We start from the raw sequence: 15,772 nt of genomic DNA, 5'->3' as shown, positions 1-15,772 counted from the left end.
GTTTCCAGAGGAGTTAGAGATGCTGCCGATCCACCACATGATCGACGCCGCGCCGCAGCCGGTCGCGCCGTTCTCCCATGCCGTCGAAGCCGACGGCTGGGTGTTCGTCACCGGCCAGATGCCGACCTTACCGGATGATCCGGACGCACCGTTGCCGGAGGGGATCGAGGCGCAGACCGTCCGGGTCATGGACAACCTCAAACTGGTGCTGGGCGGCGTGGGGCTCGGTCTGGAAAACGTGACTTTTGTCAGGGTCTACCTGACCGAATTCAAGCGGGACTACCGGGCCATGAACGACACGTACCGGTCCTTCTTCGAAGCCGGCAGGCTGCCGGGCAGGACGTGCGTCGGTGTCTCGGGACTGGCCGTGGATGCGTTGGTGGAAATCGACCTGATCGCACGCCGGCCCTGAGGTTCGAGGCTGGAGACAGTCGAAGACTTGGGACCTGGCCGGGGCTTCCGGGCAGGTCAGGGGCCTGCGTCGTCCGAGACTTCCTTGTTGCAGCCCCAGTCCTTCAGCACCGCGTTCATGTCTCCAACCACGAAATAGCGCGCGGCATCGCGATCATAGCCGTCCTCCAGCAAGGTGTCGTAGTCGGTCATCTCGTGACGGACGTGGCTCGTGGTCGCCTGCCATAACGCAATGGACGGCGGCAGGTGGCGCAGGTGACCGGCAAGAGCAAGGGCGAGGATGGCCTCGGCGTCGCGCATGGGCACCCTGGGAAGCAGGGTGCGCAAGGCCTTGCGCATGTCCTTTTGCCGTTTGGTTCCGCCGGACATTTACCCTTCCTAGGCTGTCGTGACCAATTAACGATTGGCAGCGCCGCCCGAAAATCGGGTCTTTTCAAGGAGCATGGAGGACGGACATGCGGGTGCCTTCGCTGCGCGGCGCTCTAAAGGGGCTTGGTGTTTGACAGCCGGGCCTTTCCGGGAGCGTCCGAGCTGACAAGCGGGTAACCGGCAAGCGACGTGTCGCTCTGCAGCGCGGTTCTGACTTTTTCGAAAGGCATTGGGGCGCAGAAGAAATAGCCCTGTACCAGGCGGCATTGCATGGTTTCCAGGACCGCAAGCTGGTCGCGCTCTTCGACACCTTCCACCACGCACTTGATCTGCATGGAGCGGCACAGGTTGAGGATCGACGTGATGACACCACTGGCGACCGGCTCGCTGAGCGCGGCGACGAAACTTCTGTCGATCTTGACACAATCGATGGGCAGGCGGTGGAGGTAGCCGAGGCTCGAATAGCCCGTTCCGAAATCGTCCAGTGCCAGTTTTACACCGGCGGCCCGCAGTGTCCGCAGGCAGTTCTCCGCGGCTTCGTAGCTGTCGATAACGGAGGTTTCGGTGATTTCGAAGGTGACCAGGCGCGAGTCCATGCCATTGTCGCGAATGATCTCGAGGAGTGCCTCCACGGTCTCCGCGTTGGTGATGTCCTGGGCTGACAGGTTGAACGACAGGTAAAGGTCCCGCGGCAGGGCCTTGATCTGCGCAATGGCCTTCCTGAACAGGGTGATGGTCAACCGGTTGATCAGGCCGGTGCGTTCCGCGATCGGGATGAACTTGTCCGGGGCCACCGGCCCCAGGGCCGGATTGTCCCACCTGGCCAGGGCCTCGAAACCGACGACAACCCGTTCCGGAAGCTGGATGACCGGCTGGAAATAGACACAGAACTCCTGATCGTGATCGGCGTTTTGCAGGGCACCCTCGATCGCCCGCTCGGACCGGATCCTGGCCTCGTGTTCCTGTGAATAGACGGTGGTTCCGCCGCGAGACGTTGATTTCGAATGGTAGAGCGCATAGTCGGACCGGTCGAACAGCGCATGGGCTGTCCGGCCGCTCTCGGGATAAAAGGCAATGCCGCACGAGGCTCCGACCGACAGGTGCAGGTCGCCTATCTTGAAGGGGGCCTTGATGCTGGTGCAGATCATCTCGCCGAACTTCGAGGCGTCGTCCTGGTTGCCGCGATAGAAAAATCCGAATTCGTCCCCGCCGAGCCGGCAGATTTCGGTGTTGTCCAGCCCGACCGACTTGAGGCGCTGGCCGACCTTCATCAGCAACTGGTCGCCTATCTGGTGGCCATAGGTATCGTTTATCGGCTTGAACCTGTCCAGGTCGACAATACCGACGGCGAACGTGTCTTCGTCCTGACCGATTTCCTCGATCAGTGTTTCCAGCCGGTTGAAGAAATAGCGCCGGTTGGGAAGGCCGGTCAGGACATCGGTCTGCGCAAGGCGTGCATTCTCCGCGTTCAGCCGTGCCGTTTCCTTCTGCTTGGCCGCCAGTTCCGATTGTGACTGTATCAGTTTGCAGAAGCCGTTATAGCCGTTGAACAGCACCTGCAGGATGACAAGGCAGACCAGGAAGATGTTCAGGGCAATGGCCGCATAGACATCGTTTCCCTGCCCCAGGTAGTGGATGAGATACGGCACCGTGACGATGAGCATGACCATCAGGGCGGCCTGCGGCAGGTGCATCAGGCAGAAAATGCAGCCGATGACGGTGATCGCGATGAACAGGGCGACATGTCCGCGTTCGGCCGGACCGCCATAGGCATCGAGACTGAGTGACCAGGTTATGTAGATTGCTGCAATCAAACTGCCGAGAACCACGGTCTGGCGCATTTTCCGGATGGCTTCCTGCGGACCGAGTTCTGTCTTGCGCGCACGTATCCACGCCACGAGCCTGAGGCAGGTCAGGATCAGGATGGGACCGAGCGTGCCGACGGTGAGGTAGACCGGAGCCAGATGGAAATGGGTGTAGGAAACCGCGATCGCATTGACCATCAACAGCGCATAGAGGGAAGGCACCTGGGTCTTCAGCTCATTGTACTGGGCCTGGGCAATATCCGGTCGGCGTGGATCGATCATCATCCATCTTATGAATGCCCGGATTTTTTCCATCACGCCCTCCGCAGTCTTTCTTTTATACCGGAAAGAATGTAAATATTTGTTTTAGAAACGACTTTCGCTGACGGATGCTGTTTCTGTGGTCAAGGAAGTTCCATAATTGGAGCAGTTGCGTCATTTTGCCGAAGCGGAGGCATGGTGCAAATCTTCAGAATTGTTTCACAAATTTCCGTATCTGAACGAGGCAGATGCGCCGGCGTGGTGCGATATTACTCAATATTACTGGTTGGAGGTCTGTATCCTTCGAACCGAGTCCATGTACCTTAGCAAATTTACGCAGCGGGAGCATCTCATATGTCCGGGCGCGCTTTCAGTGGCCTCGCGCGCGGTCACGGCATGAGAGGCGAGGCCCGCCTGTCCGCAAGCGGGAGCCCGAGGCGGATTGCGGGCCGACAGCTGCGACCGGCCGGTTGGTGCGGACCAGACCGGAAAGTGAATGAGAAACGCCGGAATAAGAAAAGCTGACTATTTTTTTATCGGCCGAATGCGTTATATATGTGCTCATGGCAGATAGAACGAGAACCCGTCTTCTGAACGCACTGAAGTCTTCCGGACCGCAAACAGCGGCGGATCTGGCCGCCGGGCTGGACGTGACCACGGTCGCTGTGCGGCAGCATCTCGATGGTCTGAACCGGGAAAATCTGGTTGATTTCGAGGACTTGAAGGGAGCCGTCGGCCGTCCCAAGCGGGTCTGGGCGTTGACTGCGGCCGGCCACCAGCAGTTTCCGGACAATCACTCCAACCTGATCCTCGGGCTCCTCAACGGCATGAGCGAGATCTTCGGGGACGAGGGCCTGGACAAACTGATTGCCCACCGGGAGGCACAGAGCAGGAAGTCCTATCAGAAGGCACTGAGCGCGGTCCAGGATCTGCCCGGCAAGCTGGACGTGCTGGCCGACTTGCGCAACCAGGAAGGCTATATGGCCGATGTGGTTGATGAAGGGGACGCCTACCTGCTGATCGAAAACCATTGTTCGATCTGCGCGGCCGCAACTGCCTGTCAGGGATTTTGCCGCTCCGAGCTGAACCTTTTCAAGGAGGTTCTCGGTCCCGAGGTCTCCGTGGAGCGCACGGAACACCAGTTGTCCGGCGGCCGGCGTTGTGTCTACAGGATCGAGCCGCGGGCCTGAGCCTGCGCCGAGATCAATCAGGGAGCTCCCGGGTGTTCATCGCAAAGCCGGTTCTGGCCGGTCTCATCGAGCGGTATTTTCGCCCCTTCGAAACCCATATCCGACCGCTCGACCTGCCGGTGACACCGTTGCCGGACGAGGGGCCGCTGCATCTCGTCTGGCACTTCGCCAAGATGTTTCGCAAGCAGCTGGTGATCGTCTCGCTGCTGGCCATGATTTCGTCGGCCCTCGGTCTCGCCGGGATCTGGGCGATCGCCTATGTCGTCGACGGTGTTACCGGCGACGGAGCCGGCCCGTTCCTGCATGGCAATGCCTGGGTCCTCGCCGGGTTCTTCGTTGTCTTTGTCCTGATCGATCCGCTGGCGTTTCTGCTGCGCCAGTCCTTTGCCTTCCAGACCGTGCGCATCCTTTTGCCCGCGGCCATGCGCTGGCAGGCGCACAAGGCGGTCGAATCGCAGGACATGGCATTTTTCGAGGACACGTTCGCCGGTCAGGTCGCGACCCGGATCGCCCAGGTGACCATGTCGGTCCATCGCCAGATGATGCTGGCGATCGAGACCATTCCCTTCCTGGTGATCCAGTTCGGCGGTTCCTTCCTGCTCCTGCTGGCGCTGGCCTGGCCGCTGGCTGTCCCGGTTTTCTTCTGGATCGCCGCCAACTGCCTGATCGCCTGGGCGGCGATCCCGTCCTATCTGCAGCGTGCCCAGAGGGTGGCAGCCGCCAATTCGCGCGCCACCGGTGCCATGACCGATGTCTATTCCAACATCGCCATGGTCAAGCTGTTTGCCGCGGAGGATTCGGAGGCGGGCGCCATTCGAAAGGTCATCGGCGAAACGATCGACACCCGCCACAGCGAGAACCGCACCTATATCCTGACAGACAGCAGCGTCTATTTCCTGAACGTGCTGCTGATCCTGGCGGTGGTCTCCATCGGCTTCTGGGGCATGACCGGTGGTTGGGTCTCCATAGGCGACTTTGTCGCCGGGCTGACCGTGACCCGGTCGCTGTCCCATGCCTCGTCGAGTTTCATCGGCGTCGGCCAGTCGATCACCTCGACGCTCGGCACCATCCGCGACGCCATGCCGATCATGACCAGCCGGCCGGACATCACCGACAGGCCCGGTGCGAAGGAACTGGCCGTGGACAAGGGAGAAATCCGCTTCGACAGGGTCGCCTTCGCCTATCAGAAGGACAGAAACCCCGTCCTTGAAGACTTTTCCCTGACAATCGGGGCCGGTGAACGTGTGGGCCTTGTCGGCCTGTCCGGCGCGGGCAAGTCAACGGTGATCTCGCTGCTGATGCGCCTGCGCGATGTCTCTGACGGCGCGATCATGATCGACGGTCAGGACATCCGGGATGTCACCCAGGCATCGCTGCGCAGCTGCATCGGTGTCGTCACGCAGGATATTTCCCTGCTCAACCGGTCCATTCGGGACAATATCCGCTACGGCAAACCTGAGGCCTCCGACGACGAGATCCGCGAGATTGCCCGGGCCGCCGAGGCGCTCGGCTTCATCGGGGAGCAGACCGACAGCAAGGGCCGCACCGGACTGGACGCCCATGTCGGCGACCGGGGCGTGAAACTGTCCGGTGGCCAGCGCCAGCGCATCACCATCGCCCGGGTCCTTCTGAAAGATGCGCCGATCCTGATCCTGGACGAAGCCACCTCCGCGCTCGACAGCGAGGCGGAACTCGCTATCCAGCAGAACCTCGCCCGCATGATGGACGGCCGCACGACCCTGGCCGTTGCCCACCGCCTCTCGACCATCGCCGCCATGGACCGGCTGGTGGTCATGGACGAGGGCCGTATCATCGAGGAAGGGTCTCACCGGGAGTTGCTTGCGAAGGGTGGATTGTATGCCGCGCTGTGGGAGCGCCAGTCCGGCGGCTTCCTGGCACTCAGTCCCGCGGAATAGTCGGTCCGTTTCAGGATTCAGGATCCGGGCGGCCTGTTGATTTTCCTAAATTCGGATGACAATACTCCCGCATGGACAAGAGAGACCGTGCAGACATGTTCCGCGAGCGCCTGTCGGACGCGCTGCGCAGCCGCGAGATGAACCGCAGCGATCTGGCCCGGGGGGCCGGTCTGGACCGGTCGACCGTGTCGCAACTGCTGTCTGAAGACGCGCCCCGCCTGCCCAACGGCCAGGCGCTTGCAGCCATCGCCACGGCGCTCAGCGTCTCGGCGGACTGGCTGCTCGGCCTGTCGACCCATCGCGGAGCGGCCGCGGAAATTCTCGACCAGGCGGTCCAGGTGGCCGAAACCGACCGGCATCCGGTGGACGAGCATCTGCTGGCGTGGTTCCGGGACGCGGTCGGGGCAAAGATCCGGCATGTGCCGGCAAATCTGCCCGATGTCCTCAAAACGGAAGCCGTGCTGGCCTTCGAATATGCCGGAGAAACCCTGAGAACCGCCGATCAGGCAATCACCGGAACGCGCGACCAGCTGGCGCTGCTTCACCGTGCCGAATCCGACATGGAAATCGCGCTTTCAAAGGAGGCACTGGAGGGGTTCGCGCGCGGCGAGGGGCTTTGGGCCGGATTGACGCTGGAGGCGCGCCGGCAGCAGCTGGAGGTCATGGGCCAGACCCTGGAAGATCTCTATCCCTCGCTCCGGCTGCATCTGTTCGGCGCAACGGACCGGTTTTCCGCGCCCTTCACCGTCTTCGGACAGAAATGGGCCGCGCTCTATCTTGGACAACGCTACCTGGCCTTTTCCAACACGCGCCACGTGCAGCTTTTCGCCCAACATTTCGACGACCTCGTCCGGCATGCGATCATTCGTTCGCACGAGGCGGGACAATTCGCCAGCGATCTGGCCGCAACTCTGAAGTGACCGGCATATCCGCGACTTGTCCGACTGGTGCGCAGGCGGACCACATCTTCCGCGGGTGGTGTCTCTGACGCGCGCCGGACAATGCCTGCCTGATGGCATTGCCGCATCCATGTTCCCTGCCAGATGCCAAAGCTTGCCCCGGAACATCTGTCTCTGTCTGACAGATCCGGAAAACGGCGGAAAAATAGGAAAATTCAGCTCGGTCGAGTACACTCGTCCGGGCTTTTCTTTCGCTTGATACGCTCTTTGATTGAAAAATCTTGACAAAAAATGACAAATGAATACATATGTAAACGTATCGATACAAGCGTTGACGGTCAGGTGCGTTTATGCCCAAGAGCATTCCGATCAGTGTTCGGCTGAGTGATGACGATGTGGAGTTTCTGGCAAGCTACGAGGTGCAGGGTGCCCGTACGCCAAGCGACAAGTTGCGCGAGATCCTGCGGGCCGCGCGTGAACGGGAGGAAGGCGTCCAGGACGTCGCCGCCTGTGAGGACCTGCTGCGCTCAATGGTGCGTCCCGCTGAGCGCGGCCTGAGGCAGTTGCAAAGGGAAACCGGCAATCGCTCGGACTTCGTCATCAAGCTGTATGAGCGCTTGCCAGAGATGTTTGCGGAGCTGATTGCAGCGGCCCCGGGGCCGGAAGGAGGGCCGGAACAGCTGTTGCGGTTCGAGAAGACCCTGTCGGCCGAATTGTTTTCGCTGATCGAGGAGATTTTCGATCTCGGGCTGACGACGCAGAGCCGGACCTACGATCCGGACCTGATGGACCGGCACCTGGAGCCGATCCTGGAGATAGCAAGGCTGCTGGACAAACAGCGAGGGAATGGCGGCTGATTTGGAGTTGGGAATGTTGTCCCCGGGGCTGTGCCGGGACAGAAGGTAATCTGGGATAACCACGCAACAGAAAGGTTGAATAAATGGCAGAGGGTCTTGTTGCACGCGTGAAGCGTCTCGTGTCCGGCGGTGTCAACCAGCTTGTCGATTCCATTGAGAACGTGGCGCCGGACACGGTCATGGAAGAAGCCATCCGCGAGGTCGACCGCGCTGTCGACCAGGTGCGTGAGGAACTGGCGGGCGTGCTTGCCAACAAGCATCTGGCAAACACGCGTCTCGGCGAAACGACAACACGCCACGAGGAACTGCAGGAACAGATTGCCCTGGCTGTGAAAGAGGGGCGCGACGACCTGGCGGAAGCCGCAATTGCCCGCCAGCTTGACCTGGAAGTGCAGATCCCGGTTCTGGAATCCGCGGTGTCCGATGCCGGTCGCGAGGAAAAGGAACTGGAAGGTTACATTGATGCGCTCCAGGCGCGTAAGCGCGAGATGGAAACGGAACTGTCCAATTTTCGCGCCGCCATGCGGCAAAGCGCTACGGACGGTGCCGCGGCGGGAGCAGCCGCTCGCAAGGACAGTGCCGAAGGCAAGACCCGCAAGGCGGAAGAAGCCTTTGACCGGGTCATGAAGACCGCCTCCGGGCTTCCGGGCGGAGTTGCCACCGACAAGGCCAGCGCGACCAAGCTTGCCGAACTCGAGGAGCTTGCCCGCAAGAACCGTGTTTCAGAACGTCTGGCAGCCCTGAAGGCTTCTGCGAGAGACGGTTGAACATGGTCGGTTTCATTCTAGCGGAGCAAAACACACCCTTTGCGGTAGCCCTTGGTCTGATGATCGCGATCGCGCTTGCAGAAGGCGTCGGGACCCTCATGGGGCTGGGCCTGTCGAGCATGATCGACAGTCTGCTGCCGGAAGTGGACGTGCCGGACGTCGACGTTCCCGATTTCGATACGGATGTATCGGGCGGGGCATTGCCGGGCGACATCGAAGCTGTCGGCGCAAGTGCGGATCCGTCCGCGGCGGGCCAGGGCCTCTTCAGCCAGATACTCGGCTGGCTTTGCTTCGGCCGGGTGCCGGCGCTGATCATCCTGGTGCTTTTCCTGACCGGCTTCGGACTGGCGGGCTACGTGCTTCAGAGCCTGGTGCAGTCGGTCAGCGGCTGGCTGCTTCCGGGGGTTGTCGCATCGGCTGCCGCCTTTGCCGGTGCGCTGCCGTTCACGCGGGTGACGGCGCTCGGGCTCTCGAAGATCATGCCCAGGGATGAGAGCGATGCCGTGTCACGGCAGACGTTTGTCGGCAAACCGGCCCTGGTGGTCCAGGGCAACGCCAGACAGGGGCTGCCGGCCCAGGCCCGCCTGCGCGATGCGGTCGGCCAGAACCACTATTTGCTGGTGGAGCCGGATGTCGACGGCGAGGAACTGGAGCAGGGCACGGAAATCATCATCGTGCGCCAGGTAGGCGCCCGCTTCACCGCAATCAGGAACACGCACGCAAGTTAGGCCTGCGCTGGCGGCTAAGGTCTGCGCAGACAAAGAAATTTCAATAAAACTAAAAGGAGAAAATGGTTATGGAACAGATTGTTGGCATAGTCATTCTCGTCGGCGTGGGCTTCATTGCTCTTCTCGCCATTGGTTTGATCATTTCACGGCTCTATCGCCGGTCTTCAAAGGAAGTGTCGTTTGTCAGGACCGGCTTTGGCGGTCAGCGCGTCGTCATGAATGGCGGAACGCTGGTCCTGCCGGTGCTTCATGACATTATTCCCGTCAACATGAACACGCTGCGCCTGGAGGTGCGGCGCGCAAACGAGCAGGCCCTGATCACCAAGGACCGCATGCGTGTCGACGTGCTTGCGGAATTCTACGTCCGCGTGCAGCCGACCATCGAGTCGATCGCCAATGCCGCGCAGACGCTTGGCCAGCGCACCATGAAACCGGAAGCCCTGCGTGAGCTGGTGGAAGGCAAGTTCGTCGATGCCCTGCGCGCCGTCGCGGCTGAAATGGCCATGGAGGAGCTGCACGAACAGCGGGTCAACTTCGTCCAGAAGGTGCAGGCGGCGGTGTCCGAGGACATCCTGAAAAACGGTCTGGAGCTGGAATCGGTCTCGTTGACCGGGCTCGACCAGACCAACCGGGAATATTTCAATCCGGAAAACGCCTTTGACGCCGAAGGTCTGACCAAGCTCACCCAGGCCATCGAGGAGCGCCGCAAGAAGCGCAATGACATCGAGCAGGAAACGGAAGTCCTGATCCGCCGGAAGAACCTGGAAGCGGAACAGGAAAGCCTGCAGATTCGGCGTGACGAGGAATTCGCCAAGCTCGAGCAGCAGCGCGAAGTCGAGATCCGCCGGGCAGAACAGGCCTCCCTGATTGCCAAGCAGCAGGCCGAACGTGAGCGCGAGGCCGAAGAGGCCAAGATCATCGCGCACCAGAAGGTCCGCCATGCCGGCATTGAATCGGACCAGGCGGTCACCGAACGTCAGATCGCCATGGACCAGCAGGTGCGCGAGCGCGAGATCGGCAAGGAACGCAGCGTCGAGGCCGCCAATGTGGAGAAGCAGAAGCTGATCGAGCTGGCCGAACAGGACCGCGACATCGCGGTTGCCGCCAAGTCGCGCGAGAAGTCCGAGGCGGAAGCCCAGGCGGACGAGGCCCGTGCCGTTGCTGCCAGGGCGGCCGAGCAGGTCGCGACCGCAAGGGAGACCGAAATTGCCGAACGTGACAAGCAGATCGAGCTGATCGAGGCACGCAAGGCCGCGGAAATGGATGCTGTCGCCATCACCGTTGGTGCCGAAGCCCAGAAACAGGCGGCGGTCGACCAGGCCGAGGCCGTCCGCATCGCCGCGGAAGCGGAAGCCGCCAAGTCGCGCATCGAGGCGCAGGGCGCCGCAGAGGCCGACAAGCTGCGCGCGGAAGCGCAACGGGCCGTCTACGAGGTCGAGGCAGCCGGTCAGCGGGCCATCAACGAGGCCGCCAACCTGTTGTCCGCGGATCAGATCGCGATGCAGGTGCGCATCAAGCTTCTGGAACAGCTGCCGCAGATCATCGCGGAAAGCGTCCGGCCTCTGGAGCAGATCGACGGCATCAAGATCATTCAGGTCGATGGCATGACCGGCGGTGCCGGGGGAACGGCCAACGGTGCGGGCGGCAACGGCGCCGGCGGCGGCAACCTTGCCGACCAGATGGTGTCCTCCGCCCTGAAGTACCGTTCCCAGGCGCCTCTGCTCGACGCCATGATGAAGGAGGTCGGCCTCGACGGGTCCGGTCTGTCCGGCCTGACGGCAGGTCTGGACGCGGCGCCGGGCGATAGTGACGAGAGTGCACCGGCAGCCACGGAAGCAAATGCGTCAGTGCCCGCCGAGACTTCGGCGCCGAAGACAGAAGGTACCAAGGTTGCCGCCAAGCCTTCCAAGGCGAATCCTGACGAAGGTTCTCTCCCGGCTTGACGGAAAAGGCGTAGACGCCCAGCCGGTCCGCGACGGGCCGGTTGGGCTCGAGTGCGATCGGTGTCTGAGCCGTTGTTTTGTGCCGCTTTCCTTCCTGAACAGTGAAAACAAGTATGAGCTATGACAACAACTGGAGCGGTGGGAGAACCAGCGACAGGGGTCTGACGGAAATCGCGATCCTTATTGTTCTGCTGGTGTTTGTCCTGTTCGGCCTCCTGTTTTACTTCTTCTATCAACAGGTGAACGAACTCGGCGAAAAGACAACGGTGCTGACGGAGCGCATCGCCGCGCTTGAAAGCCGCCTGGAACGGTCCCTTCCGCAAGGGCCGGCCTATACCGAAAATTGGGCGCCGCCTGATGCACAGGAGACGCCGGACGCTGAAGCCGGGGTAAGCCAAGTCCCGGAACAGGAGCCATTTCAAGAATTGTCCGCGGTGAAGCCGAAAGCGGTGGATACGCTCGTTGTCCGGCCGGACGGCACGATGATCGATCGGCCCAAGCCCCGCGGGGAGGAGGTCGCCGGCAAACCCTCGGACACCCAGGCGGCTCGTGTGAAGTCGGTGAAGGTCAAAAAGGGCTCTCCGGGAGACACGATGAAGCCGGAGAGGGACGGCGGTGTGGCGAGGACGGGCAATACCGACGTGGACGTCAAACAATGCTCCTGGGAAGAACAGGTCGTCTATTGCGATCTGATTGTTTCGACGCTGAGCGATGACAACCGAAAGATCCTGATCTCCAACAGAGACTCATTTGCCACCGACTACAAGCACGCGACCTACCGCATTTCGTCATTTCAGATCGGCGTGCTCGGCGACAGGCAGCGTTTCAGGTCAACGGCCTTTTTCAGCAGAAACATGCCGTTGCCGGTTAACTTCCAGTTTTATGGTGTCCCGTCCGACACAGCCGTGTTCAAGAGGATTCAATTCAACATCGACAGCACGACCTTCGCTTTCGAGGATATCAAGATCAGCGGGACGGGATCAAACGGTCGGCGATCTGCCAAGACATCCGACGGCAGCAAAGAGATCGACGCCAAGGCTGTCCATCACAAAAAAACAGTGGGGGATGTTTCTGTGAAACTGCGGTATTGCTTTGCCCGAAAGAAGAAGATCTTTTGTGATCTGACGCTGACCAACCTGGGTTTCTCAACGAAGGAAGTGGTCATTTCCAAGGACAAGTCCTTCGCCCGCTCCAGGCAAAACATTGTAAGACGGTTTACCTCGTTCTCGCTCCTGTCGACGGACGAAAGGCATCATTACCACACCAGGGCCTACCTCAAGAAAGGAAGGCCCCAGGTGGTTCGCTACCATCTCTTTGATCCCCTGCCGGGCATTACCGGCTACAAGTCCATGCAGTTCAACATCAATGGCCGGACAGTTCTGTTTGAGAACATTGCGGTGGGCAGTTGAACCAGCCTCGAACATCGTCTGACCGGATGTTTCAATGATGCAAGCGACGGCGTGCTGCTCTTCCTTGGTGTCCGCAACGGATTGCATCGCCTGGAAGCTCTCTGCCTCGGCCATGGCCCATTAGGTGGAGTAAACCCTAAATGTCACGGTCCTCTTCGAGAAGGGCGCCATTCTTGAGCCGCTTGAGAGTGGCACTTGCGGGCAGGGTCTCCCTGAGACCCCCGTGCAGATAGAAAAGCTTGGGCTTGAAGTCATTCTGGGTGATCGTGGCCCGGCACTGCGGAAAAGTCCTTCAGGGACTTGATGGTATAGGTGTGGAAATTGGAGATACTTCGGGCCTTGTCGGGCATGACCAGTGCCGTCTGGCGCAGCGGATCCTGTGTCGCCATGCCAGTCGGACACCTGTTGACAATGGCGCCAGCGCGGCCAATCCGGCCAACAAGGTTGAGAGCGGAACGGAACCGTCATCGACTGCCCCTGAACAGTGCACGGCCCGGCATCCGCTGGGCCGGTTATCCACTCAATCCATCGCTGCTATTTGGAAAATGGAGTTTCCAATTGACCTCCGGTATGTCTTTTAAAATCCTCGTTTTTTTATCGATCGCAGCGCTCGCGGGTTGCCAGTCGACCGCAGCACCGACAAGCGAAAGCGGCAGCCCGAACAGCAGCAAGAGCCTTTGTGAGAAAGCCAAGCAACAGGGCGATTACAACACAGCCACTGGACGGACTGCCGCGAACGCAACCTGTGCCGGAATTTATACAAAACTGAGCACCAAGGACTCAACGCTTTGGTTTCACCGTGAGCATACCCGTCAGAGAGGATGTCTTGCCGCAACCGGCAAGCTTTGCGAGGACTGATTGTGTCGAAACTGAAAAAACGAAATCCGTTCACAACGATCGACCGAAAGGGTCAGACATTGCGCCGCTTTTTTTTCATCAGTTCCGCTCTTCTGGCGACTTTCCTGGTTTCAGCATGCCAAACGAATGAAGGTTCGGGTGAAGTCACTTACAGCGACTTGAAAGCCAAGGGGTATAAAACCGGCAAACTGGGGGCCTCACGGGAAAACCCAAGGGGTGGTGTTGGCTGGTACGTATCGGGAAATGGTGAACGTTACTGGTGTGTTCCGAGTGTGACCACGGTTCGCATTGGGGCTGATCGCTTTGGTGTTTTTAGGCTTGCCAATGGTCAGGTTTATGAGGTGGATGAGCAGCAATTTGCAAAAAGCCTCAGACGAGACACCTCCGATTCACCGCAGCTCAGTGACATCAAGGCGGGCCGGCCTCGGTCCCAGGATATAAGTTTCTGCCACAAGGTGTAATCGGAACGCTGGATGAGGATGAACCGGAAAAAACGGGGCCGACGGAGATTGCCATGCTGACACGGGATTGACTGCTCCCACTTTTTCTATTGGTAAAAGCGGGAGCAGTCTGTGCCATCAGAAAAGAAACTTCGAAGACATTGCTGTGAGCGATTGAAAGTTCTGAAAAGCCAATCTCTTGTCTTCCCTCAATGATGCAGCTGTTCGGGATGCTGCTGTTCCTTTGTGTCCGCAACGGATTTCACCGCCTGGAAGCTCTCCGCTTCGGCCATGGCCCAGTAGGTGGAATAGCCCGCGATGTCGTGGTCCTCTTCGAGCAGGGAGCCTTTCTTGAGCCACTTGAGAGCGGCACTTGCGGGCAGGATCTCCCTGAGGCCCTCATGCAGGTAGAAATGCTCGGGCTTGAATTCCCTTGGATGTTCGAGGCCCGCGGCGGCGGAGAAGTCCTTCAGGGACTTGATGGTGTTGGTGTGGAAATTGGTGACACGCTGGGCCTTGTCGGGCACGACCAGCGCCTTCTGGCGCAGCGGATCCTGCGTTGCCACGCCGGTCGGACACCTGTTGGTGTGACAGCTTTGCGACTGGATGCAGCCGACCGCGAACATGAACCCGCGGGCCGCGTTGACCCAGTCAGCGCCAAGCGCCATGGCGCCGGCGATGTCGAAGGCGCTGATCAGCTTGCCGCTGGCGCCGATCCTGATGTCCTCGCGAAGGCCCGTGCCGACAAGGCAATTGTGGACGAAGGTCAGGCCCTGGCGCAACGGCGTACCCAGCCGGTTCGCGAATTCTATCGGGGCTGCCCCGGTTCCGCCCTCGGCGCCGTCGACCACGATGAAATCCGGCTTGATCCCGGTCTGCAGCATCGCCTTGACGATGGCCATGAATTCCCATCGATGTCCGATGCACAGCTTGAAGCCGACGGGCTTGCCGCCTGACAGGTCGCGCAGCCGGGCGATGAAATCCAGCAATTCGAGCGGTGTCGAGAAGGCGGAATGCGAGGCCGGTGAAATACAGTCCGTGCCGACGGGAACACCACGGGCTTCCGCGATCTCCTCGGTGACCTTGGGTCCGGGCAGGACGCCGCCATGACCCGGTTTCGCGCCCTGGCTCATCTTGATCTCGATCATCTTGATCTGGGGATCGGCGGCCTGCTGGCGGAACTTTTCCGGGTCGAAGGAACCGTCGGGCGCCCGGCACCCGAAATAGCCGCTGCCCAGTTCCCAGACCAGATCGCCACCGCCCTGACGATGATAGCGCGAAACGCTGCCCTCGCCGGTGTCGTGATAGAAGTTGCCGGCCTTGGCACCCTTGTTGAGCGCCAGGATCGCATTGCCGGACAGCGATCCGAAACTCATCGCTGAAATGTTGTAGAGCGAGGCGGAGTAGGGATGTTTGCAGTCCGGTCCGCCGATCGTCACCCTAAGGTCGTCTTCGGAATGGGGTTTTGGGCAAACCGAATGGTTCACCCAGCCATGGGAGACATCATAGACATCGAGCTCGGTGCCGAAGGGCAGGACATCCTCGATGTTTTTCGCCCGGTCATAGACCATGGAGCGCCGCTCACGTGAAAACGGTCGCCCGTCCTGGTTGCTTTCAAAGAAATACTGGCGCAGTTCCGGCCGGATCGCCTCGAACAGGAACCGGAAATGGCCGGAGACCGGATAATTGCGCAACACGGCATGCCGTGTCTGGTGCATGTCGAGATAGCCGATCGCCGACAGGACGGCGAACACCAGGAATGGCCAGACGAAATAGCCGCTCCAGGCGAATATCAGGACAAAGGAAAGGAAGGTGAGGGCTAGGCAGAGGGCGAAAACGATATAGCGGGCAGGGAACACGGGTCCGATGTCTCCTCTATCAGCGGATCCATAAGTTGTGTCAGGCTCGCGGACAAAAGG

15 protein-coding genes are annotated in these 15,772 nt (G+C 60.3%); 11 read left to right on the top strand and 4 right to left on the bottom strand.

Annotated elements, in window-relative coordinates:
- The first annotated feature begins 19 nt into the window (after positions 1-19).
- Complete coding sequence (locus O6760_RS28860) at positions 20-412, top strand: RidA family protein (protein WP_269583104.1); 393 nt, start codon at positions 20-22, stop codon at positions 410-412.
- 56 nt (positions 413-468) lie between these two features.
- On the opposite strand, the gene O6760_RS28855 is transcribed toward O6760_RS28860, so the two are convergent.
- The gene (locus tag O6760_RS28855; protein ID WP_269583103.1) at positions 469-780 is read right to left on the bottom strand and encodes a DUF2293 domain-containing protein; all 312 of its coding nucleotides are present in this window, start codon (positions 778-780) and stop codon (positions 469-471) included.
- 113 nt (positions 781-893) lie between these two features.
- Positions 894-2,900: a putative bifunctional diguanylate cyclase/phosphodiesterase gene (locus O6760_RS28850; RefSeq protein ID WP_269583102.1), complete on the bottom strand. Its 2,007-nt coding sequence runs from the start codon at positions 2,898-2,900 to the stop codon at positions 894-896.
- Between the two features lie 509 nt (positions 2,901-3,409).
- Between O6760_RS28850 and O6760_RS28845 the strand changes: the two genes are divergently transcribed.
- The 8 genes from O6760_RS28845 to O6760_RS28810 all read left to right on the top strand — a co-directional run bounded on the left by O6760_RS28845 (position 3,410) and on the right by O6760_RS28810 (position 12,555).
- Entirely contained in the window at positions 3,410-4,036 is a 627-nt protein-coding gene (locus O6760_RS28845; RefSeq protein ID WP_269583101.1) for a helix-turn-helix transcriptional regulator, read from the top strand.
- A 32-nt stretch (positions 4,037-4,068) separates the two neighbouring features.
- Positions 4,069-5,952, top strand: coding sequence for an ABC transporter ATP-binding protein (locus O6760_RS28840; RefSeq protein WP_269583100.1), 1,884 nt, complete (start codon positions 4,069-4,071; stop codon positions 5,950-5,952).
- A 71-nt stretch (positions 5,953-6,023) separates the two neighbouring features.
- The gene (locus O6760_RS28835) at positions 6,024-6,872 is read left to right on the top strand and encodes a helix-turn-helix domain-containing protein (protein WP_269583099.1); all 849 of its coding nucleotides are present in this window, start codon (positions 6,024-6,026) and stop codon (positions 6,870-6,872) included.
- A gap of 329 nt (positions 6,873-7,201) precedes the next feature.
- The gene (locus O6760_RS28830) at positions 7,202-7,708 is read left to right on the top strand and encodes a hypothetical protein (RefSeq protein ID WP_269583098.1); all 507 of its coding nucleotides are present in this window, start codon (positions 7,202-7,204) and stop codon (positions 7,706-7,708) included.
- An 83-nt stretch (positions 7,709-7,791) separates the two neighbouring features.
- Complete coding sequence (locus O6760_RS28825) at positions 7,792-8,475, top strand: PspA/IM30 family protein (RefSeq protein ID WP_269583097.1); 684 nt, start codon at positions 7,792-7,794, stop codon at positions 8,473-8,475.
- 2 nt (positions 8,476-8,477) lie between these two features.
- Positions 8,478-9,203 carry a YqiJ family protein gene (locus tag O6760_RS28820; RefSeq protein WP_269583096.1) on the top strand — a complete coding sequence of 242 codons (726 nt, stop codon included), beginning with the start codon at positions 8,478-8,480 and terminating at the stop codon, positions 9,201-9,203.
- Between the two features lie 68 nt (positions 9,204-9,271).
- Positions 9,272-11,146 (top strand): flotillin family protein, encoded by a 1,875-nt coding sequence (locus O6760_RS28815; protein WP_269583095.1) that lies wholly within the window; start codon positions 9,272-9,274, stop codon positions 11,144-11,146.
- 113 nt (positions 11,147-11,259) lie between these two features.
- Complete coding sequence (locus O6760_RS28810; protein WP_269583094.1) at positions 11,260-12,555, top strand: hypothetical protein; 1,296 nt, start codon at positions 11,260-11,262, stop codon at positions 12,553-12,555.
- Positions 12,556-12,806: 251 nt separating this feature from the next.
- Here the strand turns inward: O6760_RS28810 and O6760_RS28805 are convergent, their stop codons facing one another.
- Entirely contained in the window at positions 12,807-12,944 is a 138-nt protein-coding gene (locus O6760_RS28805; RefSeq protein ID WP_269583093.1) for a hypothetical protein, read from the bottom strand.
- 169 nt (positions 12,945-13,113) lie between these two features.
- Here O6760_RS28805 and O6760_RS28800 point away from each other — a divergent pair, with 169 nt between their 5' ends.
- Complete coding sequence (locus O6760_RS28800; protein ID WP_269583092.1) at positions 13,114-13,413, top strand: hypothetical protein; 300 nt, start codon at positions 13,114-13,116, stop codon at positions 13,411-13,413.
- Positions 13,414-13,415: 2 nt separating this feature from the next.
- Positions 13,416-13,874 carry a hypothetical protein gene (locus O6760_RS28795; RefSeq protein WP_269583091.1) on the top strand — a complete coding sequence of 153 codons (459 nt, stop codon included), beginning with the start codon at positions 13,416-13,418 and terminating at the stop codon, positions 13,872-13,874.
- A 188-nt stretch (positions 13,875-14,062) separates the two neighbouring features.
- Here the strand turns inward: O6760_RS28795 and O6760_RS28790 are convergent, their stop codons facing one another.
- On the bottom strand, positions 14,063-15,712 hold the full coding sequence (locus O6760_RS28790; RefSeq protein WP_269583090.1) for an FMN-binding glutamate synthase family protein: 1,650 nt from the start codon (positions 15,710-15,712) through the stop codon (positions 14,063-14,065).
- Positions 15,713-15,772 lie beyond the last annotated feature (60 nt).

Origin of the sequence: Roseibium sp. Sym1 (assembly GCF_027359675.1) — a bacterium.
Classification (GTDB): domain Bacteria; phylum Pseudomonadota; class Alphaproteobacteria; order Rhizobiales; family Stappiaceae; genus Roseibium.
The sequence above is the reverse complement of the archived record's forward strand: the minus strand, read 5'-3'. Positions and strand labels throughout refer to the sequence as shown.